Source organism: Aliiroseovarius zhejiangensis (genome assembly GCF_014656375.1).
Classification (GTDB): domain Bacteria; phylum Pseudomonadota; class Alphaproteobacteria; order Rhodobacterales; family Rhodobacteraceae; genus Aliiroseovarius; species Aliiroseovarius zhejiangensis.
The window spans coordinates 1-22,153 of sequence record NZ_BNCH01000007.1 but is presented as its reverse complement, the minus strand read 5'-3'; the positions used below and the strand labels follow the sequence as shown (position 1 = coordinate 22,153).

Below are 22,153 nucleotides of genomic sequence, written 5' to 3'. Positions count from 1 at the left end.
GCGGCATTCTGCCCCGTCCGGGGCGACGCTGCGACCAGTTCCGTGTCACCCCAGCAGGCGGCGTGCGATCACCTGGGCCTGAATTTCGGCCGCGCCTTCAAAAATGTTCAGTATACGGGCGTCGCACAACACGCGGCTGATCTGGTATTCCAGTGCAAACCCGTTGCCACCGTGAATTTGCAACGCATTGTCCGCGCAAGCCCATGCGACACGTGCGCCCAGCAGCTTTGCCATCCCTGCTTCCAGATCGCAACGCTGATCGTGGTCTTTTTCCCACGCCGAGAAATAGGTGAGCTGCCGCGCCACCATGATTTCCACCGCCATCATCGCCAGCTTGTTGGCCACGCGCGGGAAGTTGATGAGCGACTTGCCGAATTGCTTGCGGTCTTCTGCATATTGCATGCCGATCTCAAGCGCATTCTGGGCCACGCCAATCGCGCGGGCGGCGGTTTGGATGCGGGCGGCTTCGAAGGTCTTCATCAACTGCTTGAAGCCCTGACCTTCCTCGCCACCCAGCAGGTTTTCACCCTTTACCTTGAACCCGTCAAAGCCCAGTTCGAACTCTTTCATGCCGCGATAGCCCAGCACCTCGATCTCGCCGCCGGTCATGCCTTCGGTGGGGAAGGGGTTGTCGTCGTCACCGGGCTGCTTTTCGGCAAGGAACATCGACAGGCCACGGTGGTCGGTCGAGTTGGGGTCGGTGCGCGCCAGCAGAGTCATCACATGGGTCCGCGCGGCGTGGGTGATCCAGGTCTTGTTGCCTGTGATCTCATAGTTGCCATCGGCGGTCTTCACGGCGCGGGTGCGCAAGCTGCCAAGGTCGGAGCCTGTGTTGGGTTCGGTAAACACTGCCGTTGGTAAAATTTCAGCGGACGAGATTTTCGGCAGCCAGTGTTCTTTCTGTGCGTCGGTGCCACCCGCCAGGATCAACTCGGCCGCAATCTCGGACCGCGTGCCCAGCGAGCCGACCCCGATATAGCCGCGGCTGAGTTCTTCGGACACCACCACCATCGACGCTTTCGACAGGCCCAGCCCGCCGTATTCTTCGGGGATGGTCAGGCCGAACACGCCCATCTCGGCCAGTTCTTCAAGGATCTCCATCGGGATGTAGTCATCCTTCAGGTGCCAATCATGGGCGTTCGGTGCCACGCGCTCGTCGGAATATCGACGGAACTGTTCGCGGATCATCTCAAGCTCTTCGTCCAGCCCGGTGGCCCCAAACGTTGCGTGACCGGCATTGTCGCGCATCAGTGCAACCAGACGGGTGCGGGCGGCTTGGCTGTTGCCCGCCGCGATCAAGGTGTCAATCGCATCGGTGTCAAGCGCGGTGCCGTCAATGCCCATGTCCGACAGACGCGCCATTTCATTCTGGCTCATCATGATCCCACCCTTGATCTGGGCAAGATATTCCCCGAAGGCGATTTGCAGGATCAGCTTTTCCATCTCGCCCAGCTTCCCATCGTCATTCAGACGACCAGCCCAGGCATTCATCTGGCGCAGGCTCTCGGTATAGGTGGCAAGCCATGACAGGGCGTGGGCCGCGGCCTGGTGCTCTTCCAGTTTGGTGCCCGAGATGCGATCACCTTCCGCCACCATATTGCGCACTGATGCCTTGGCGGTGTCGAACACCGTTTCCACAGGTGCCAGCGCGTCGGCGGTGAGGGTCAAAAGATTGTCAATCAGAGCGCCTGTCATCGCTGTCTCCTGTCTTGGTCGAAGCCGGGATTCGGCCGGGTCTTTCGCATGTGCAGAGAAGTAATCCTTTTGCAGATGCAGCGCAATAAAAATACGTCAGAAACATCGAAAACGAACAAAAGTGACGCGCAAAATTGCCTAATGCGCGCTCCCTCCGGCTTGGGTAGAACAGGGAAAACAGGATCAAACCGGTATGGGACTAGTTTCTGAACTGACGCAGTTGACGGTGCTTCTGGCGGCACTTGTCGCGGTCTTTGCCGGGTTCGTAAAGGGCGCGGTCGGCTTCGGCATGCCACTGATCATGATTTCCGGCTTGGCCACGATGTTGCCAGCCGATCAAGCCCTGGCCGCGCTGATCGTGCCGACCGTGGTCACCAACGGATACCAGGCGTTCCGACAGGGGTTGAGGGCGGCGTGGAAGGCTGTGGACAAGTTTCGCGTCTTTCTGATCGCGCTTCTGATCTGCCTGACCCTCAGTGCGCAGCTTGTGACCGTGTTGTCGCAGGCGGCATTGTTCATCCTGATCGGCGTGCCGGTCGTGGCGTTCTGCCTGATGCAGCTGAGCGGTTGGAAACCCACACTGCACGCAAGGCACCGCAAGCGGGATGAAAGCCTGATCGGCGCCTTTGCGGGTCTGTCGGGTGGTTTGTCCGGCGTCTGGGGGCCGCCCACCATCGCCTATCTGACGGCGATCGACACGCCGAAGGCCGAGCAGATGCGGGTGCAAGGGGTGATCTATGGGGTTGGGGCGGTGGCGCTGTTTGCAGCGCATGTGAAATCCGGCGTGCTGAACGCGCAGACGCTGCCGATGTCGGTCCTGATGCTGATCCCGGCGCTGATCGGGATGGCACTGGGCGGCGTTCTGCATGACAGGATGCCGCAAGCGACGTTCAAGCGGGTGACGCTGATCGTATTGACGATTGCCGGGTTGAACCTGATCCGCCGAGGGCTGTGGGGCTAGGCCGAATGCAAAACGCGCCCCGGATACCGAGGCGCGCTTGCATGTCGTTGTGGTCGCGGATCAGCCGATGGCCACGGCCTTCACGTCGTCGTCGATATCGCTTTCATACTGAACGAAGTTCTTGGCAAACATATCGACCAGTTTCTGCGCCTGCGCATCATAGGCGGCGGCGTCCTGCCAGGTGCGGCGCGGGTTCAGAAGCAGGTCCGGCACGCCTTCGACCGTCACGGGCACTTCGAACCCGAAATTGTCGTCCTTGCGGAATTGCGAGTTGGCCAGCGATCCGTCCAGCGCAGCGGTCAAGAGCGCACGCGTGGCACGGATCGGCATCCGCGAACCGGTGCCATAGGCGCCGCCGGTCCAGCCGGTGTTGACCAGCCAGCAGGTTGCGCCATGCTTGGCGATCTTGTCCCGCAGCAGCGCGCCGTACTCGGCCGGGCGGCGCGGCATGAAGGGGGCGCCGAAACAGGTCGAGAATGTGGGCTCGGGCTCGGTCACGCCCTTTTCGGTGCCAGCGACCTTCGAGGTGAAGCCAGACAGGAAGTGATACATCGCCTGCGCCGGGGTCAGCCGCGCGATGGGGGGCAGGACGCCGAACGCATCGCAAGTCAGCATGATGATATTCTTCGGGTGGCCGCCGATAGCCGATTTCGACGCGTTGGCGATATAGTGCAGCGGATAGGCGCAGCGCATGTTCGCGGTCAGGCTGTCATCCTCGAAATCCAGTTCCTTGGTCTCTTCGTCATAGACCATGTTTTCGATGACCGTCGCGAACTTGGTCGTGGTCGCATAGATTTCCGGCTCGGCCTCGGCTGACAGGTTGATGGTCTTGGCATAGCAGCCACCTTCGAAGTTGAAGGTGCCGGTGTCCGACCAGCCGTGTTCGTCATCCCCGATCAACGTGCGCTCGGGGTCGGCGGACAGGGTGGTTTTGCCGGTGCCTGACAGGCCGAAGAAAATCGCCGTGTCGACCGGGTTGGCTTTTGCGTGGTTGGCCGAGCAATGCATCGGCATCACGCCTTTTTCCGGCAGGATATAATTCAGCAGCGTGAACACGGATTTCTTGTTTTCGCCCGCGTATTCGGTGCCGCCAATCAAGATCAGCTTGCGGTCGAAGTTCAGCGCGATGACTGTTTCCGACCGGCAGCCGTGACGTTCGGCGTCGGCCTTGAAGGTCGGGCAGTTGATGACGGTAAATTCAGGGTCGAAATCGTCCAGCTCTTCACGATCAGGGCGGCGCAGCATGTGGCGGATGAACAGGCTGTGCCAGGCCAGTTCCGTCACCAGCCGCACGTCCAGCCGATAGGCGGGATCGGCGCCACCGAACAGATCCTGAACATAGTAGTCGCCGCCCTTCATATGCTCCAGCATGTCTTCATACAGAACATCGAACTTGGCCGGGTCCATTGGCGGGTTGTTGTCCCACCAGATATGCGGCTCGACATTCGGGGTTTTGACGACGAACTTGTCCTTGGGAGAGCGGCCCGTGTGCTTGCCGGTCGTGACCAGGAAGGCGCCACCCTGACCCAAACGTCCTTCGCCGCGCGCCAGTGCGGCTTCGATCAGGTCCGGCTCCATCAAGTTGTAATAGACATTGCCCAGCCCCTTGATGCCTTGATCTTCCAAGCGGCGTTCTGGGTTCACCCGTCCAGTGGTCATATCTCGCTCCTGTCGCCGGCCTGTCTGGCCCGGCGTATATAGGTTTCACATGCAAGCGCGCGGCATCCACCACGCGCGCCAACCCTCATGTGAACGAGGGCCGATGTTCGCGCTATAGCATGGTGACTTTCAGATGGAACAGGTCGCTTTGGCGCAGTTAGCGCAACCAAGCGTCTGTTTGCGCAATCATGTTGCGCATGGGAATGCGGGAATGTGCGGTAAATTCGCCAGCATTCTGATCATTTCGCGCGGCGGGCGCGTACCTGCAGCCGCGATTCGCAGTTCGTTATTGATTCGCAACACTGAAAACAGGACAATGGCGAAAAACAAAATAACAACGAGCAGTGTAAGGAGACCCCTATGTCGAGAATCGCGTTGGTGGACGATGACAGGAATATCCTGACCTCCGTCGCCATTACTCTCGAGGCCGAGGGCTTCGAAGTTGAAACCTATAACGATGGACAAAGCGCGCTGGACGCGTTCATGCAGCGCCTGCCCGACATGGCCGTGCTGGACATCAAGATGCCTCGGATGGACGGGATGGACCTGTTGCAGCGCCTGCGGCAAAAAACCAAAACGATGCCGGTGATTTTCCTGACCTCGAAAGATGATGAGATCGACGAGGTTCTGGGCCTGCGCATGGGGGCCGACGATTACGTGACCAAGCCCTTCAGTCAGCGGTTGCTGGTCGAACGCATTCGCGCGCTTCTGCGACGGCAGGAGGTCATCGCCAAGGATGACGCGGGCGAGGTTGAGGAAAGCAAATCGCTGGTGCGCGGTGATCTGACGATGGACCCGCTGCGCCATGCTGTCACCTGGAAGGGCAAGGACGTGTCTCTGACAGTGACCGAGTTCCTGTTGCTTCAGGCTCTTGCCCAACGCCCCGGTTTTGTCAAAAGCCGCGACCAGTTGATGGATGTGGCCTATGACGATCAGGTTTATGTGGATGACCGCACCATCGACAGCCACATCAAGCGGTTGCGCAAGAAGATGCGGACCGCGGATGACGATTTCTCGGCCATCGAAACGCTCTATGGCATCGGGTACCGGTATAACGAGGTATAACGCCGCGTGCGTTGGACAAGATGGTGAAAAAGGTGAAGGACACCAAGGCCACAACCCGAAGCGATCTTGTTCTGGGTGAAGATTGGGTCTCGCCGACTGGCGAGATGGATTTCGAGCTGCGCGACAAGCGGGCGCAGCGCGGGCTGATTTCGATCAACCGGTCGCCACTGGCGCGAAAGATCATCACGTTCAACCTGCTTGGTCTGGTGGTTCTGGTGGCCGGGGTTCTGTATCTGAACCCGTTTCGCGACAGCCTTCTGATCCAACGCGAACGCGGGTTGGTGGTCGAGGCCGAGTTGATCGCGGATGTGTTCGAAGCCCAGCTGGAACAGGCCAGCGAAATTCAGGCGGCAACCGTGCCGGAGCCGTCCGAGGGGGGCGATACGGCCCCCGATGTGACCCCTGCCACCTCTCAACTTGCCCAACCTGCACAGCCTGACTTTGCCGAGACACTGTCTGACTTGCAGCTTCCGGCGGGGCTGGAGGTGTTCGTGTTCGATGCGAACGAGGCGCTGCTGGCACGCTCGGTCGGGGTGCCAAGCGCCGAACCGACTCCGGTCGACGGCATGGGGCACGAGGTCGGGTCGACCATCATCACCGATCTTCTGAACGCGGTGTGGGAAGGCGTGTCGGGCATCGTGGCCAAGGGAGACGGGCAATCTATCCCCTTGGACACCGAAGTGATGGCCCGCACCTTGTATCCCGGCGCGATGAACGGCGCGACGCGCGTGTCGAACGGCGTCGATGAAAACGGCGGCACGGTGTTTTCCGTCGCAACCCCGATCCTGCAAAATGGCGTCCCGGCCGGCGTCGTGGCGATTACCAGCGCCGCGGGTGAGCTTGATCTGCTGGTGCGGGCCGAGCGCGAGCAATTGCTGCAGATGTTCGTGATCGCGATCCTTGTGTCGATCGGGCTGAGCCTCGTTCTGGCCTCGACCATTGCCAACCCGCTGTCCGATCTGGCCGCCGCCGCCGAACTGGGGCGGGACAAGGATCACAACAGCGTTCGCACCGGGCGCGTTCGCATCCCGGATCTGACCGCGCGACCGGATGAGATCGGCCGCCTGTCAGGGGCTCTGCGCGGAATGGTTGCGGCGCTGTATGACCGGATCGATTCCAACGAACAGTTTGCCGCCGACGTGGCGCACGAGATCAAGAACCCGCTGGCCAGCCTGCGGTCCGCCATCGGCACCTTGCGCCTGGCCAAGAAAGACGAACACCGGAACAAGTTGCTGGACGTGATCGACCATGACGTGCGGCGGCTGGACCGGTTGGTCAGCGACATCTCGAACGCCTCGCGGCTGGACAGCGAATTGGTGAAGGAAGAAGAGGAAGAGTTCAACCTTCTGAAGATGCTGCGCAACCTGACCGACTATCTGGGCAACGAAGGCAGCGACAAGGGGGTTGAGTTCATCACCGACCTGCCGCCTGACCCGATTTACATTCGCGGGTTGGAAGCCCGGTTGGCACAGGTGTTCGTGAACCTGATCACCAATGCGCTGAGCTTCTGCGACGAAGGGGATGCGATCCGTGTCTGGGCGCGCCGTCGTGAAAACCGGGTGCTGGTGGTGGTCGAGGATACTGGCCCTGGCATCCCGGAACAGGCGCTGAACAAGATCTTCAAGCGGTTTTACTCCGAGCGGCCGGAGAACCAGTTCGGCAACAACTCGGGTCTGGGGCTTGCGATCTCGAAGCAGATTGTCGAAGCCCATGGCGGCGTGATCTGGGCCGAGAACATCCGGCCTACCGATGCGGATGTGACCTCGGACCCGCTGGGCGCGCGCTTCGTGGTTGGCCTTCCGGTGTGACCCAAAGCGACCGGCCCGATCCGCTTGGCTATCATGCTACGACGATTGCCGTTGGTGATGCCGCGGCGATGATCGTCGGCCCCTCGGGGTCTGGAAAATCGTCACTGGCGCTGGAGTTGATCGGATTGGGCGCCAGCCTGGTCGCGGATGATTACAGTCGGGTGAGGGTTGGCGAAGATGGTCCTGTGGTCATGGCGCCCGACCGCCTGCAAGGGGTGATCGAGGCGCGGGGCATCGGGCTGATCAATGTGCCGTGGAAGGCATCGGCGCACCTTCAACTGGTCGTTGATCTGTCAAAGGACGAGGTGGATCGCCTTCCCCCTTCACGACGTCTCACAAACATTGGCGGATACGAAATCGACCTTGTTTTACGGGTTGATGCACCTTACTTCGCATGTGCGCTATACCACCTGTTGAAATCCGGCAGGCATGACGGGACAAGCTAGGCGAAGATGATGACAGACGACAACACCAACACGGGACAAAAGGTTGTTCTGGTCACCGGTCCCTCGGGTGCCGGGCGCACGACGGCCATTCGTGTGCTGGAGGATATCGGCTACGAGGTCATCGACAACCTGCCGCTGTCGCTGATCAGCCGGGTTCTGGGCGGACCTGTTCTGGATCACCCGTTGGCGCTGGGCGTGGATGTGCGCAACCGCGATTTCTCGACCGAGATGATGTTGCAGGTGATCGAGGATCTGCGGGAAGATGATCGCCATGATGTCGAGCTTCTGTATCTGGATTGCTCGCGCGATGTGTTGATCCGCCGCTATTCGGAAACGCGGCGTCGCCACCCGCTGGCGCCCGCCGAAACCCCGGATCACGGCATCACCCGCGAAATCGAGCTGCTGGTGCCCATCCGGGGGCGGGCGGATGTGCTGATCGACACCTCGGATCTGTCGCCGCATGAGCTGAAAGAAGAGCTGATGCAATGGCTGTCGCAGTCAGGTGCTGAAAACCTGGCGGTATCGGTCCATTCCTTTTCCTACAAGCGCGGTGTGCCGCGCGGGCTTGATATGGTGTTGGACGCACGGTTCCTGCGCAACCCGCACTGGGAACCGACACTCAGGTCGCTGGACGGGCGTGATGATGCGGTTGCGGACTATGTCGCCAAGGATCCGCGGTTCGACGAGTTCTTCACCCGAGTCTCCGAACTGGTGGATTTTCTAATCCCTGCCTATGGGGACGAGGGGAAATCGCATCTGGCCATCGGGTTTGGATGTACCGGAGGGCAACACCGCTCTGTTGCCCTTACGGAAAGACTGGCGAAGACCCTTGCAAACAAGGGGTGGCAGGTGTCAATTAGACACCGAGAAATGGAACGCCGTGCCGAAACGGGGCCGGCGTCGAAACAATTGGGGTAAGAGCGTGATCGGCATCGTGATCGTCGCGCATGGCGGGCTTGCGAATGAATATCTTGCCGCTGTCGAACATGTCGTCGGCAAGCAACCGGGCGTGCGTGCCATCTCGACCGCGGCGGATTGCGACCGGGCCAGCAAGCAATCGGAAATCTCAGCCGCGGCTGATGCCGTCGACAAGGGCGACGGTGTCGTGGTCGTGGTCGATATGTTCGGCGGATCGCCCGCCAACCTGTCGCTGCCAGCCTGCAGCAAGGCTGACCGCAAGATCCTGTACGGCGCCAATTTGCCCATGCTGGTGAAGCTGGCCAAGACCCGACATTTGCCGATTGACATGTCCACAAGCAAGGCACTTGCGGCGGGCCGGAAATACATCGACTGTATTGATGGTATACAGGGGGTGTAGTGTATGAGCACAAGCCGCGAATTGGAGATCATCAACGTCAAGGGCCTGCACGCGCGCGCCTCGGCCAAGTTCGTTGACACTGTGGAAAACCATGATGCGACCGCGCGCGTGTCCAAGGATGGCATTGACGCCGAAGGGGATTCGATCATGGGGCTTTTGATGCTGGCGGCATCTCAGGGCACCAAGATCCATGTCGAAACCTCGGGCCCGCAGGCGGCCGAGTTGATGGCGGCCCTGACCGAGTTGGTCGAAGACAAGTTCGGCGAAGGCATGTAAGGCACGTGCTGCAGGCTGATATGGGACAAGATGTTGTGAACAACACTGACAGCGATATGGCCGGACAAAGCCAGGGCGACCTGTCGCATGATCAATATGACCGTCGCAACCTGACCTATGCCAATTCCCTGAACAACCCGATCCAGTCCTATGTCATCCGCGTGGTGGAATGGCTGACGGGCAAGATCTCGATCCTGCGGATGGTGCGCAAACTGGAACGGCGCGGTGCCCCGAAGGGTCAGGCGTTCTGGGGGGCTTGTCTGGACGTGATGGGCATTCGGGTTGAAACGCCCGACGAGCAGCTAAAGCAAATCCCGGCGGACGGCCCCGTGATCGCAGTCGCCAATCACCCGCACGGTCTGGTGGATGGGATGGTTCTGGCCGAGCTGATCGGCCGTCGCCGTCAGGACTATCGGATCCTGAGCCGTTCGGTTCTGGATGGGTTGGACGAGGTTGCGTCATCCTACATGATCCCGGTGCCATTTCCCCATGACCCCGACGCGCAGCAAAAGATGGTCGAAATGCGCGCGCAGACCATGGCGCATCTAAAGGCCGGGGGGCTTGTGACCCTGTTTCCATCCGGCGTGGTCGCATCGTCCGATACGCTGTTCGGGCCGGCGATCGAACGCGAGTGGAATGTTTTTACGGCGCAGCTGATCCGGCGATCCGGCGCCAAGGTGGTGCCGATCTATTTCCCCGGCGCAAATTCGCGCTGGTATCAGATGGCCAACCGGCTGTCGGCCACCATGCGCCAGGCATTGCTGCTGCACGAGATCGTGCGCAGTTGTAACCGCCCGCAGAAGCCGGTGATCGGGCCGGTGCTGTCGGACGCGGAAATGGAGCGGTTGCACACAGATCCGCGTGGTTTCATGGGGTGGTTGCGCGATCATACGCTGGCATTGGGCAAACCTCGCGACTAGTGGCGTCACCGTGTCGGAACGGGCACCTCGCCACGATAGTCATAAAAACCGCGTTTCGATTTACGCCCCAGCCAGCCAGCTTCGACATACTTGGTAAGAAGCGGGCAGGGGCGGTATTTCGTATCCGCCAACCCGTCATGCAGCACGTTCATGATCGCCAGACAAGTGTCCAGCCCGATGAAATCGGCCAGTTCCAGCGGCCCCATCGGGTGGTTGGCGCCCAGCTTCAATGAGGTGTCGATGCTTTGCACCGATCCCACCCCTTCATAGAGCGTGTAAACGGCTTCGTTGATCATCGGCATCAGGATACGGTTGACGATGAAGGCGGGGAAATCCTCGGCGCTGGCGGCGGTCTTGCCCAGGCGTTCGACGACGCCGTGACAGGCCTTGAAGGTGGCTTCGTCCGTGGCAATGCCGCGGATCAGCTCGACCAGTTGCATCACCGGCACCGGGTTCATGAAGTGAAAGCCCATGAACCGTTCGGGCCGGTCGGTGCCGCTGGCCAGCCGTGTGATCGAGATGGACGAGGTGTTAGAGGTCAGGATCGTATCCGGTTTCAGATGCGGCAGAAGCCCATCGAAAATCTTCTTCTTCAGGGCTTCGTTTTCCGTCGCCGCTTCGATGATCAGGTCGGTTGCACCGATCTCTGGCAACTGCAGCGTGGTCGAAATCCGCCCCAGCGCCGTGTCGCGGTCTTCAGGCGTGATCGCCTCACGCGCGACCTGCCGTTCCATGTTCTTTGCGATGCGCGCCATGGCAGCATCCAGACTGTCCTGACTGATATCGTTCAGGCGCACGTCATACCCGGCCAGCGCCATCACATGCGCGATGCCGTTGCCCATCTGCCCGGCACCCACGATGCCGATTGTCTCGATGCTCATCTGATCCCTTTCCTTGTCTTGCAACAGACTATGCGGCGGTGCGGCAGGGGTGCAAGGGTTAAGCAGCCGCTAAGAAAATTACCTGCATTTGAAGATTAGCCAAATCCAAACCACTTCATGCGAATCATCGGGTCGGGTGAACAAGAACGGAGTGGGTGGAATGGCTTACGACACCTTGGGCAAAAGCCCGTTGGAGTATCATTTGTGCAGATATGGCACGTCCAAAATCCTGTTTCGCGGGCCGAAGCGGAAACTGGCGGCGCCCTATGTCGCCGTGCTCGGCGGGACCGAGACATTCGGAAAGTATCACGAACATCCCTATCCGGATCTGCTGGGGCTTGAGATGGGGATGCAGGTCATCAATTTCGGCTGCCAGAATGCCGGAGTGGACGCGTTTCTGCATGATCACGGGCTGCTGACTCTTGCCAATCGCGCCAGGGTCACAGTGTTGCAGGTGCCGGGCGCGCACAACATGTCCAACCGGTTCTATTCCGTGCATCCAAGGCGGAATGACAGGTTCTTGCGCGGCTCAAACCTGCTGAAAGAACTGTATGGCGACGTCGATCTGACGGAGTTCAATTTTACCCGCCACCTACTGACCGCGCTGCACGACGTATCGGCCGAGCGGTTTAGGCATGTGGTGGAAGAACTGCGCACCGCCTGGGTGGCGCGGATGAAGCTGCTGATCGCCCGGCTGGATTGTGACATCGTGCTGTTGTGGCTGGCCGACCACCCGATCCGGTCGGGCGGTGTCGATGGTATCAGCGGATCCGATCCCCTGTTTATCGATCAAGAGATGATGCAGGCCATCGCGCCCTTTGTCGCGGAAACGGTCGAGGTTGCCGTAACCCCCCGGCAGAAGCAGGACGGGCAAAGTGGGCTGGTCTATGCCGATATGGATGGACCGGCCACGCGCGACATGTTGGGCTGTGTCGCGCACCGGAATGCAAGCCGCGCGTTGCATTGTGCGATCGACCGGTTGCTTTGATGCGCGCATGAAAAAGGCCCGCTACGGTGGCGGGCCTTGATCTGTAGTATATCTTTGGGCGTCAGAGCTTTTCTGTCAGCGCCGGAACGGCCTCGAACAGGTCGGCGACCAGACCGAAATCGGCCACCTGGAAGATCGGGGCTTCCTCGTCCTTGTTGATCGCGACGATGATTTTCGAATCCTTCATGCCAGCCAAGTGCTGGATGGCGCCCGAAATGCCGACGGCGATATACAGGTCCGGAGCGACGACCTTGCCGGTCTGGCCCACCTGCCAGTCGTTCGGGGCATAGCCCGAATCGACCGCCGCGCGCGACGCACCAACGGCAGCGCCCAGCTTGTCGGCCAGTTTCTCGATCAGGGCGAAATCCTCTTCCGAGCCAACGCCGCGCCCGCCGGACACGACCACACCGGCCGAGGTCAGCTCGGGCCGGTCGCTTTCGGCAACCTTGTCTTCGACCCATTCGGACAGGCCGGGATTGTCGGCGGCAGACACAGTTTCGACCGAAGCCGACCCGCCTTCGCCAGCGGCATCAAAGGTCGATGTGCGGAAGGTCACGACCTTCTTGGCATCCGACGACTTCACGGTCTGCACGGCGTTGCCGGCATAGATCGGGCGTTCGAAGGTGTTGGCATCCACCACACCGGACGCGTCCGAGATCACCATCACGTCGAGAAGGGCGGCCACGCGGGGCATCACGTTCTTGGCGTCAGTGGTGGCCGGGGCCACGATGTGTTCGTAATCGTCAGCCAGCGACACGATCAACGCAGCGGTTGATTCCGCCAATCGGTGGCCCAGCGAGGGGTCTTCGGCGACCAACACCTTGGACACACCGTCGATCTTGGCGGCAGCTTCACCAGCCGCGGCAGCCGAAGCGCCCGCGGCCAGAACCGTCACGTCACCCAGCGCCTTGGCAGCGGTGACAGCCTTGGCGGTGGCGTCCATCGCCAATTCGCCATTGTTGACTTCTGCGAGAAGAAGAACAGCCATTATACAGCCCCCGCTTCTTTAAGTTTCTCTACCAACTCGTCGACCGAGCCGACGATGATCCCGGCCGCACGGGCGGCTGGTTCTTCGGTCTTGACGATCTCAAGGCGCGGGGCGGTATCGACGCCGTAATCGGCGGCGGTCTTTTCGTCCAGCGGCTTTTTCTTCGCTTTCATGATGTTCGGAAGGGACGCATAGCGCGGTTCGTTCAAGCGCAGATCGACAGTGACGATCGTTGGCATCGAGACCTTGATCGTTTGCAGACCGCCATCAACTTCGCGGGTCACAACGGCGTTGTCGCCCTCGATATTCAGTTCCGACGCAAAGGTGCCTTGCGACCAGCCCAGCAGGGCCGCCAGCATCTGACCGGTGGCGTTCATGTCGTTGTCGATGGCTTGCTTGCCCGCCAGAACGATGTCGGGTTTTTCTTCTTCCACGACCTTCGCCAGAATCTTGGCCACCGCCAGCGGTTCGATGTCGGTGTGCACGTCTTCGGCGGCCACCACCAGAATCGCGCGGTCCGCCCCCATCGCCAGCGCGGTGCGCAGGGTTTCCTGAGATTGCTTCACGCCGATCGACACGACGACGATTTCGTCCGCCTTGCCAGCTTCCTTCAGGCGGATCGCCTCTTCGACGGCGATTTCGTCGAAGGGGTTCATCGACATTTTCACGTTTGCAAGATCGACACCTGATCCGTCCGCTTTCACACGAACTTTCACGTTGTAGTCGATCACGCGCTTCACAGGCACAAGCACCTTCATTGGCGTGTCTCTCCCAATTAGGCCCCGAATGGGGCGGTCTCAGTTCCACACCCGTTTACCGGGTCAAGGGCGCTGAAAACAGCGCAAAATCGTCACGTTCTGTCCAAAGGACGCCGCGTTTTTTGCTTTTGACGGGGATTCGTTACGAGAATGTTTCCGATATGTGGCATGTCACCGGTGTTGCGGCGGGTCTATCGGTTGGCGCCCGGCACCCAAAGCACGTCGGCCTTGCCGTCGTCATTGGCCACGCGGGCTGCGACAAAGCACCAGTCGGACAGGCGGTTCAGGTATTTCACCGCCACCGGGTTCACATGCTCCTGCGCGGCCAGTTCGGTGGCCAGACGTTCGGCGCGGCGGCTGACCGTGCGCGACAGGTGCAGATGCGCCGCCAGGGCGGACCCGCCGGGCAGGATGAAACTGCGCAACGGTTCCAGCGCCTTGTTCATCGCGTCGATCTCGGCCTCCAGCCGGTCGACCTGCTCCTGCGCCATGCGCAGGGGTGGGTATTCGGCCTCGGCATCCTTGGCCATTTCAGGGCGGCATAGATCAGCGCCCAGATCGAACAGATCGTTCTGGATGCGGGCAAGGGCGGCGTCTGTGTCCCCCTCGGCGTGCAGCCGCGCCAAACCGATCGTGGCATTGGTTTCGTCCACGGTGCCATAGGCATCCACGCGGGCTGAATGCTTGGCCACGCGCGATCCGTCGCCCAAAGCGGTTTCGCCCTTATCCCCGGTACGGGTGTAAATCTTGTTCAGAACTACCATCAGCCATTTCCTCCGCGCAGCCAGACAAACAGAAGGATCAGTGCAATGGCGATGGCCTGCGCCGCAACCCGCCACCGCATCATCTTGTTCGAGTATTTCCGCGACGTCTCGCCACCGATGCCAAACGATCCGATGCCCAGCATCAGGATGATGACCACGGCACCGCAGGCAACGGCAACAATCAGAAATAACGGGTCGTCGAACATGAAATATCCTCGGGTTAAGTTCCTGATGAGATAGCGCCGTGACGCCAAAAAGGCGAGGGGCAATCGGCCGCGCTTAGCCGTTGGGCGTCAGGCGATCCCCCACCCGGGTCGACAGAACCCGCCGGGCAATCCCTGCGATACGGGTCGCCGTGGTGACGTAGTAGCGCGGCTTTGGATTCTGGCTTTCCAGCGCATGGATCAGCTTATCAGTGACCGCCGATGGCGGCAGTTCGAACCGGTCGGGCGTGCCGCTGTCGTCATAAAGCCGCTCGCGCAGTTTGGCATAGAGGTTGCGGCGCGGGCTGTTTTCCCAGTCGATCCAGCGTTCGAAATGCGGTTGTGCGTTCTGGCGGATTTTCGTGGTGATCGGGCCGGGCTCGATCAGGATCACCTTGATGTTGGTGCTTCGCATCTCAAGCCGCAGCGTGTCGGTCAGGCCCTCCAACGCGAATTTTGACGCCACATACGCCCCGCGCCACGGCATGGCCGCAAACCCCAGAACGGACGAGTTGTTGACCACCCGCCCATGTCCCTGCGCCCGCATCACCGGCAGGGCAAGGCGAGTCAGGTGGTGATAACCAAACAGGTTCGTCTCAAAAATCGACCGCAGAGCATCGGTGGGCAGGTCTTCGACAGCACCGGGAATCGCAAACGCCCCGTTGTTGAACAGCGCGCCCAGTGTGCCACCGGTGCGGTTCAGAACCTCGGCCATGGCGGCGTCCATGCTGGCAGCATCCGCGTGATCCAGGACGACGCTTTCCAGCCCTTCGGCACGCAGTCGTTCGCAGTCAGCGTCTTTCCGGCAGGTCGCAAAGACCCGCCAGCCGCGTTTGGCCAACGCGTGCGCCGCGTCATAGCCGATACCCGACGAGCACCCGGTGATCAGGATGGATTTTGTTGGTGTGGTCATGTGGTGATCCCTGTTTCGCGCAGGCAGCACTAAGGCGGTCTGGCGCGATGGGGTCAACGGAAAATGACGCGTACCTGTGGTCGGCCGCGTCATTCGGGGCTGATTTCAGGCATTTGCCGGACGGTTAAAGCTGCGACACCAGAAAACGCGTTGCCATGAAACCCCGCGCTCCGGTGTCCAACACTTTGATCTGGCTCCACCCGCTGGCGGTTGTGCCCATGTCATAAACCTCGGTCCCGTAGGTCAATTTTGCCACGACACCATGTTTGGTCGACGGCCCGGCGCGCATGTTCACGGTTGTGCCGCTGACAAAGACCGTAGGAAAGGCGTCGGTAGTCAGGCTGGCCGCAGCCGGGGTTGCGGTTGTGATGTTTGACGCCATCTTTCGCGCCTGAGCTTCGGCAAGTTCCGCAGGCGTTTGTGGCGTCGATGCGCTTGCCAGCATAACTGGCACCGCCACAAGGCGCGCAGGTGCCGCCGCTTTCGGCGCTTGAGCCGCCGGGGTTGCATTTGCGGTTGCGATAATTTCACCTTCGGCAATTTCAGGCGAGCCTGCGATCCCCGGGTCGAGTGCGGCTGACACCGGCACGATCGTGTCCTGCGCAATGGTTGGTTCGCGCCCGATCCGGTCAACGGGCAGACCGTCATCGCGGCCGAAATGCAGCATCGCCACGCCGAGCGCCCCGAGTGTCAGGCAGCTTAGTTTGATAATCCCCATCTTAAATCCCCTTTAAACCATTTACCCTTGGCGAGATCTTTTTGATCTTCTGTTCAATCGCTTAACGCACGACCCTTGTCTTGGTTCCGTATGTCAGCCCTTGCAGACAACGTATAAGCAGGAGTTCGTCAGCTTGGTGTTAAAATGAACACCGTGTCTTGCAAAAATATCAGGGGAAAGTTCGTCAACCTTTCCCGCAGCAGCTTTACCCTTCCGACAGCACTCGATACACAACGATTATGAACGAATTGACCGATGACAGCAACGAAAACTCCCCAACCTTGTCCGAGCCGTTGCGCCGGGCGATCGGGGATCGTTACCTGACCTATGCCCTGTCGACCATCATGCACCGGGCTTTGCCGGACGCGCGCGATGGTCTGAAACCGGTGCACCGCCGCATCCTTTACGCGATGTCGCGGCTGAAGCTGGCATCTGGTGGCAAGTTTTTGAAATCCGCCAAGATTTCTGGTGACACGATGGGGGATTTCCACCCCCACGGGGACGCTGCGATCTATGACGCGATGGCGCGTCTGGCGCAGGATTTCGCGGTGCGTTATCCGCTGGTCGATGGGCAGGGGAACTTTGGCAATATCGACGGTGATAATCCAGCCGCCAGCAGATACACAGAAGCGCGGATGACCTTCGTGGCCGAGGCCATGTTGCAAGGGCTGGACGAAAACGCGGTCGATTTTCGTGACAACTATGACGGGCGCCTGACGGAACCGGTGGTTCTGCCCGCCGAGTTTCCGAATCTGCTGGCCAATGGCTCGTCCGGGATTGCCGTCGGCATGGCCACCAATATTCCGCCGCACAACATTGCCGAGCTGATCGACGCCTGCCTGCATCTGATCAAGGTGCCCGATGCGCGAGACGACACGCTTCTGAACTATGTGCCCGGCCCGGATTTCCCAACCGGCGGCGTAATTGTCGAGCCGCGTGAAAACATCGCGCAGGCTTATCGCACCGGGCGCGGGTCTTTCCGTCTGCGCTGCAAATGGGAGATCGAGGATCTGGGCCGTGGCCAGTGGCAGGTCGTTGTAACCGAGATTCCGTATCAGGTTCAAAAGTCGAAGCTGATCGAAAAGATCGCCGAGTTGATCCAGACCAAGAAGGTCCCGATCCTTGGCGATATTCGCGACGAAAGCGCCGACGATATCCGCATCGTGCTGGAGCCGAAATCCAAGAATGTGGATGCCGAGCTTCTGATGAACCTGATGTTCCGCAACTCGGACCTTGAGACACGGTTCAGCCTGAACATGAACGTGCTGATAGACGGGGTGACGCCGAAGGTCTGTTCGATGAAAGAGGTGCTGCGCGCCTTTCTTGACCATCGCCGTGACGTGCTGCTGCGCCGCTCGACCCACCGGATGGAAAAGATCGACCACCGGCTTGAGGTATTGGAAGGCTTCATTGTCGCCTTTCTGAACCTTGATCGCGTGATCGACATTATTCGCTATGACGACGACCCCAAACCCGCCCTGATGCGCGAGGATTGGGGCCGTGACCACGTCCGCGCGATGAGCGAGTCTGACTATGTCAGCCCGCCCCCCGGCGAGGGCGAACTGTCCGAAGTGCAGGTCGATGCGATCCTCAACATGCGCCTGCGCAGTCTGCGCCGCTTGGAAGAAATCGAACTGGTCCGCGAACGCGACGAGTTGATGGAAGAACGCGCGGGGCTTGAGGATCTTTTGGACAGTGAAAGCCTGCAATGGGCGCGCATTTCCGAGCAGTTGAAAGAAACCAAGAAGCTGTTTGGCAAGGATTACGAAGGCGGCGCCCGGCGCACCCAGTTCGCCGAGGCGGGCGAGGTCGAGGACGTGCCGCTGGAAGCGATGATCGAGAAAGAACCGATCACCGTGGTCTGCTCGCAAATGGGGTGGATACGCGCCATGTCAGGCCATATCGACCTGACGCGCGAACTGAAGTTCCGCGATGGCGACGGCCCCCGCTTCATCTTCCACGCTGAAACCACCGACAAGCTGCTGGTCTTCGATTCGAACGGCAAGTTCTTCACGCTGTCGGCGGCCAACCTGCCCGGCGGGCGCGGTATGGGCGAACCCCTGCGCCTGATGGTGGATCTGCCGAACGAGGCCGAGATCGTGGACCTGTTCATTCACCAGCCGGGACGGCGCTTGCTGGTGGCCTCGACAGCGGGCAACGGGTTTATCGTGGGCGAAGATGACGTTCTGGCGCAGACCAAGAATGGCAAACAGGTGCTGAACGTGGGCGATGCCCGCGCCAAGATTTGCAAGCCGGTCGAAGGCGATCATGTCGCGATTGTATCCGAGAACCGCAAGCTGCTTGTCTTCCCGGTGGCCGAGATCAACGAGATGACGCGCGGCAAAGGTGTGCGGCTTCAGAAATACAACAGCGCACGCGGCAAGCAGGGTGTGCTTGAACTGGATGGCGGATTATCTGACCTCAAGACCTTCGATTGGGAGGCCGGTCTGTCATGGCCCGCCACGGGCGACCGCACCCGGACCGAGGCAGACATGTCGCCTTGGCTGGGCAAGCGGGCAGGCGTGGGCAAGGCCCCGCCGCATGGTTTCCCGCGTGACAACAAATTTGACTGACCGATGCCGCTCACTGATCTGAACATCATGTATTCCGGGCGCAAAGGTCCGATGTTGGGATTGGCGCTGCGAACCGGTCTTCTGACCATCCTGACGCTTGGCTTCTATCGCTTCTGGGCCAAAACACGCTTGCGGCGGTATTATTGGAGCGCCATTCGCCCCGGAGGCATCCCGCTGGAATATGTGGGCGACCCGTTGGAAAAGCTGCTTGGCTTCTTGGTCGCCGTTGTGTTCATGGCGTTTTATATCGGCGTGGTGAACCTGATCCTGATGTATATCAGCTTTGCCTGGTTGCAGGGAAATGTCGCGGCCTATCTGCTCAGCCTTGCGGGTCTCGCCCCCATCATCTTTTTCGCGCAGTACCGCGCGCGCAGATACATTCTGGCCCGCACCCGCTGGCGCGGCATCCGGTTCGGGTTGGAACCGGGGGCTTGGGGTTATGCGTGGCGGGCGATGGTACATTGGGGTCTTGCCATTGCGACGCTCGGGCTGGCTTGGCCACTGACCACGCTTTGGCTTGAGAAATACAAGACCAACCACACCTATTTCGGCAACCAGCAGTTCGTGCAGGGTGGGCGGCGCGGGATGTTGTTTGGATCCATGAAGCACGTCTATTACCCGCTGGTCCTGTCAGCGGTGGCTGGTGGCATGGCCGCCGCCTTTGACAACCCGGCCTGGCTCGCGGCGTTTCTGCTGACCGTGCCATGGGGCATCTATGGCCTGGCCTATTGGCGGGCCGACAGCTTCAAGCGACTGACAGAAGCCAAAGAACTGGGCGACATGCGGTTTCGCACAACACCCCGACCCTGGACCATCATCGGCATATATGCGCTGGGCTGGTTCCTGATTTATCTCGTGTTCACCGGATTGGTGCTTGTCGCCACGGGTCTGGTTCTGGCTGCAGTCGGCGGCGGTGGCGGGAGTTTTGACCTTGAGAACCCGGATCAGATCGAAGCGATGATGGCCGCAGGCGCCCCGATCATGATCCTGATCTATTTCGCGATCTTCCTGAGCTATCGTGCGATGACACATGCCTGGATCACCCTGCCCATCACCGCACATTTCGCCGAGGTGACGCGGATCGTGAATGCCGATGACCTGCACCAGATCACCCAACGCGACCGGGATGAATTTGCCGAAGCAGAGGGCTTCGCCGAAGCCTTGGATGTGGGGGCCGCGATATGACCGGCGCACCAACGTCCCCCGTCGTATTCGCGGATTTCGTTGCAGGCGACCGCGCGGTCCTGACCCGTGTTGCGGTGCGCTTGCAAACCGAAGGGGTCGAACTTTCCCTGCCCGATGAACAAATGTTGATCTGGCCTTGGGCTGACGTGCGGGCCGAACCCGATCAGGCCGACACGGAAACACTGGTGATCAGCCGTTCTGGCGACAGGCTTTCGCGGCTCTATCTGCGCGACAAGACCCTGCAATCGCAACTGCGCGCCCGCGCGCCACGTCTTGGGAAACGTGACCGGGTGATCACATTTCCCAAATTGATGGCCTGGGCCGGTGGGGCGGTCGTATCCGTCGCAGCGATCATCTTCGTGCTGGTCCCGATGATGGCAGCCCAACTGGCCGTGATGCTGCCGCCCGAGGGCGAGAAGGCGCTGGGGGACACCACATTTGAACAGATCCGCATGGCGCTGGACGAAACGGGGCTGGTCGGCACGCCGATCTGCGACGCCCCGGCGGGCACTGCGGCGATGCAGGCAATGTATGACAAGCTGAACCCAGCCTCGGACCTGCCATATGACGTGCAAATCCACATTCTGGATCATGATATGGTCAACGCCTTTGCCCTGCCTGGCGGGCGCGTCGTCTTTTTCCGGGGCTTGATCGAGCAGGCCGAAAACGCTGAAGAGATTGCCGCCGTGCTGGCGCATGAAATCGGCCATGTGGTCAATCGCGACCCGACCCGTGACGCGCTTCGCTCGGCGGGGTCGCTGGGTGTGTTGGGCCTTCTGTTCGGTGATTTCGCCGGAGGGACGATTGCGCTGTTTCTGGCCAACCAACTGATCAATGCCTCCTACAGTCAGTCCGCCGAAGCTGCGGCAGATGTTTATGCCCATGAGTTGCTGGACAAGGCGGGTGTATCGCCTGCTGCGCTGGGCACGATGTTTGAACGTCTGCTGGCGGAACATGGCGATGCGGAAGGGATCGTGGCGCATTTCATGTCGCATCCGCAGATGGGCAAACGGATCGCGGCGGCGCAGGACGCTGTTGTCGAAGGGCGAAGCTATGGCGCGGTGCTGGAGCCGGAAGCCTGGCGGTCGTTGCAAACGGTGTGCCAGAACGGAGCGGCCGTGCAACCCGACACGAACCTGCCAGACAAGAAGGCCTGGCCTGACGGAGACTAGAGGAAGGTCGCGGCGCGTTTCCCGGGGCGGACATTCCCAAATGAAACAATCTTGGCTTTCCGCGCGATCCGGGTCACGCAAGCCTTGATTTTCCCGGCGCGACCGAGTAGTGAGCGCGCGATAATAAATCCGGGTTCGGCGCAACCCCATCAGATACAAGGCTTATGGCACATGGCTAAGGAAAAGTTTGAACGCTCCAAACCGCACGTCAACATCGGCACGATTGGCCACGTTGACCACGGCAAGACGACGCTGACCGCTGCGATCACCAAGTATTTCGGTGATTTCCAGGCGTATGACCAGATTGACGGCGCACCGGAAGAGAAAGCGCGTGGGATCACGATCTCGACGGCGCATGTGGAATATGAAACCGACGCGCGCCACTATGCGCATGTCGACTGCCCCGGCCACGCTGACTATGTGAAGAACATGATCACCGGTGCGGCGCAGATGGACGGCGCGATCCTGGTTGTGAACGCCGCTGACGGCCCGATGCCGCAGACCCGCGAGCACATCCTTCTGGGCCGCCAGGTTGGTATTCCGACCATGGTCGTGTTCATGAACAAGGTTGACCAGGTGGACGACGAAGAGCTGCTTGAGCTGGTGGAAATGGAAGTCCGCGAACTGCTGACCGAATACGGCTATCCCGGCGACGACATTCCGATCATCGCAGGGTCGGCCCTGGCCGCTCTGGAAGGCCGTGACGCCAATATCGGCGAAGACAAGATCCGCGAGCTGATGGCGGCTGTGGACGAGTTCATCCCGACGCCGGCCCGTCCGGTTGACGGTGCGTTCCTCTTGCCGATCGAGGACGTGTTCTCGATCTCGGGCCGTGGCACGGTTGTGACCGGTCGTGTGGAGC

General features: G+C 60.4%; 22 protein-coding genes. 13 read left to right on the top strand and 9 right to left on the bottom strand.

The window, feature by feature from the left end:
- Nucleotides 1-45: 45 nt before the first annotated feature.
- Nucleotides 46-1,695, bottom strand: coding sequence for an acyl-CoA dehydrogenase family protein (locus IE188_RS13740; RefSeq protein ID WP_191287093.1), 1,650 nt, complete (start codon nt 1,693-1,695; stop codon nt 46-48).
- Between the two features lie 193 nt (nt 1,696-1,888).
- Here IE188_RS13740 and IE188_RS13735 point away from each other — a divergent pair, with 193 nt between their 5' ends.
- Nucleotides 1,889-2,656, top strand: a complete 768-nt coding sequence (locus tag IE188_RS13735; protein ID WP_191287092.1) for a sulfite exporter TauE/SafE family protein — start codon at nt 1,889-1,891, stop codon at nt 2,654-2,656.
- Nucleotides 2,657-2,716: 60 nt separating this feature from the next.
- Here IE188_RS13735 and IE188_RS13730 read toward each other — a convergent pair whose 3' ends face one another.
- Complete coding sequence (locus IE188_RS13730; RefSeq protein WP_191287091.1) at nt 2,717-4,315, bottom strand: phosphoenolpyruvate carboxykinase; 1,599 nt, start codon at nt 4,313-4,315, stop codon at nt 2,717-2,719.
- Nucleotides 4,316-4,675: 360 nt separating this feature from the next.
- Between IE188_RS13730 and IE188_RS13725 the strand changes: the two genes are divergently transcribed.
- The 7 genes from IE188_RS13725 to IE188_RS13695 are packed head-to-tail and all read left to right on the top strand — an operon-like array spanning nt 4,676 to nt 10,148.
- Nucleotides 4,676-5,380 carry a response regulator transcription factor gene (locus IE188_RS13725; RefSeq protein WP_191287090.1) on the top strand — a complete coding sequence of 235 codons (705 nt, stop codon included), beginning with the start codon at nt 4,676-4,678 and terminating at the stop codon, nt 5,378-5,380.
- Between the two features lie 20 nt (nt 5,381-5,400).
- A complete protein-coding gene (locus tag IE188_RS13720; protein WP_191287089.1) occupies nt 5,401-7,188 on the top strand; it encodes a sensor histidine kinase in 1,788 nt (595 codons plus the stop codon).
- Nucleotides 7,185-7,634 carry an HPr kinase/phosphorylase gene (locus IE188_RS13715; RefSeq protein WP_191287088.1) on the top strand — a complete coding sequence of 150 codons (450 nt, stop codon included), beginning with the start codon at nt 7,185-7,187 and terminating at the stop codon, nt 7,632-7,634. Before IE188_RS13720 ends, IE188_RS13715 begins: the two co-directional genes overlap by 4 nt.
- A 9-nt stretch (nt 7,635-7,643) precedes the next feature.
- Entirely contained in the window at nt 7,644-8,552 is a 909-nt protein-coding gene (gene rapZ, locus IE188_RS13710) for an RNase adapter RapZ (protein WP_191287087.1), read from the top strand.
- A 4-nt stretch (nt 8,553-8,556) separates the two neighbouring features.
- Nucleotides 8,557-8,952, top strand: a complete 396-nt coding sequence (locus IE188_RS13705; RefSeq protein ID WP_191287086.1) for a PTS sugar transporter subunit IIA — start codon at nt 8,557-8,559, stop codon at nt 8,950-8,952.
- 3 nt (nt 8,953-8,955) lie between these two features.
- Nucleotides 8,956-9,228: an HPr family phosphocarrier protein gene (locus IE188_RS13700; RefSeq protein WP_091428078.1), complete on the top strand. Its 273-nt coding sequence runs from the start codon at nt 8,956-8,958 to the stop codon at nt 9,226-9,228.
- Nucleotides 9,229-9,284: 56 nt separating this feature from the next.
- Complete coding sequence (locus IE188_RS13695) at nt 9,285-10,148, top strand: lysophospholipid acyltransferase family protein (protein ID WP_229836859.1); 864 nt, start codon at nt 9,285-9,287, stop codon at nt 10,146-10,148.
- A 5-nt stretch (nt 10,149-10,153) separates the two neighbouring features.
- On the opposite strand, the gene IE188_RS13690 is transcribed toward IE188_RS13695, so the two are convergent.
- Nucleotides 10,154-11,029 carry a 3-hydroxybutyryl-CoA dehydrogenase gene (locus IE188_RS13690; RefSeq protein ID WP_191287084.1) on the bottom strand — a complete coding sequence of 292 codons (876 nt, stop codon included), beginning with the start codon at nt 11,027-11,029 and terminating at the stop codon, nt 10,154-10,156.
- A gap of 160 nt (nt 11,030-11,189) precedes the next feature.
- Between IE188_RS13690 and IE188_RS13685 the strand changes: the two genes are divergently transcribed.
- Nucleotides 11,190-12,017, top strand: coding sequence for a DUF6473 family protein (locus IE188_RS13685; RefSeq protein ID WP_191287083.1), 828 nt, complete (start codon nt 11,190-11,192; stop codon nt 12,015-12,017).
- 61 nt (nt 12,018-12,078) lie between these two features.
- Here IE188_RS13685 and IE188_RS13680 read toward each other — a convergent pair whose 3' ends face one another.
- From IE188_RS13680 to IE188_RS13655, 6 genes are all read right to left on the bottom strand, one after another.
- Complete coding sequence (locus IE188_RS13680) at nt 12,079-13,005, bottom strand: electron transfer flavoprotein subunit alpha/FixB family protein (protein WP_191287082.1); 927 nt, start codon at nt 13,003-13,005, stop codon at nt 12,079-12,081.
- On the bottom strand, nt 13,005-13,763 hold the full coding sequence (locus IE188_RS13675; RefSeq protein ID WP_191287081.1) for an electron transfer flavoprotein subunit beta/FixA family protein: 759 nt from the start codon (nt 13,761-13,763) through the stop codon (nt 13,005-13,007). The genes IE188_RS13680 and IE188_RS13675 overlap by 1 nt, the downstream gene beginning before the upstream one ends.
- 191 nt (nt 13,764-13,954) lie before the next feature.
- The gene (locus tag IE188_RS13670) at nt 13,955-14,527 is read right to left on the bottom strand and encodes a cob(I)yrinic acid a,c-diamide adenosyltransferase (RefSeq protein WP_191287080.1); all 573 of its coding nucleotides are present in this window, start codon (nt 14,525-14,527) and stop codon (nt 13,955-13,957) included.
- The gene (locus tag IE188_RS13665; protein ID WP_191287079.1) at nt 14,527-14,733 is read right to left on the bottom strand and encodes a twin transmembrane helix small protein; all 207 of its coding nucleotides are present in this window, start codon (nt 14,731-14,733) and stop codon (nt 14,527-14,529) included. Before IE188_RS13665 ends, IE188_RS13670 begins: the two co-directional genes overlap by 1 nt.
- A gap of 73 nt (nt 14,734-14,806) precedes the next feature.
- Nucleotides 14,807-15,643, bottom strand: coding sequence for an SDR family NAD(P)-dependent oxidoreductase (locus IE188_RS13660; RefSeq protein ID WP_191287078.1), 837 nt, complete (start codon nt 15,641-15,643; stop codon nt 14,807-14,809).
- 124 nt (nt 15,644-15,767) lie between these two features.
- Nucleotides 15,768-16,361, bottom strand: coding sequence for an SH3 domain-containing protein (locus IE188_RS13655; RefSeq protein ID WP_191287077.1), 594 nt, complete (start codon nt 16,359-16,361; stop codon nt 15,768-15,770).
- A gap of 239 nt (nt 16,362-16,600) precedes the next feature.
- Between IE188_RS13655 and IE188_RS13650 the strand changes: the two genes are divergently transcribed.
- From IE188_RS13650 to IE188_RS13635, 4 genes are all read left to right on the top strand, one after another.
- Entirely contained in the window at nt 16,601-18,934 is a 2,334-nt protein-coding gene (locus IE188_RS13650; RefSeq protein ID WP_191287076.1) for a DNA topoisomerase IV subunit A, read from the top strand.
- 3 nt (nt 18,935-18,937) lie between these two features.
- Nucleotides 18,938-20,119 (top strand): DUF898 family protein, encoded by a 1,182-nt coding sequence (locus IE188_RS13645; RefSeq protein WP_191287075.1) that lies wholly within the window; start codon nt 18,938-18,940, stop codon nt 20,117-20,119.
- Nucleotides 20,116-21,291: a M48 family metallopeptidase gene (locus IE188_RS13640; RefSeq protein ID WP_191287074.1), complete on the top strand. Its 1,176-nt coding sequence runs from the start codon at nt 20,116-20,118 to the stop codon at nt 21,289-21,291. The genes IE188_RS13645 and IE188_RS13640 overlap by 4 nt, the downstream gene beginning before the upstream one ends.
- A 171-nt stretch (nt 21,292-21,462) precedes the next feature.
- On the top strand, nt 21,463-22,153 hold a 691-nt coding region (locus tag IE188_RS13635), incomplete at its 3' end, for a GTP-binding protein (protein ID WP_191287073.1).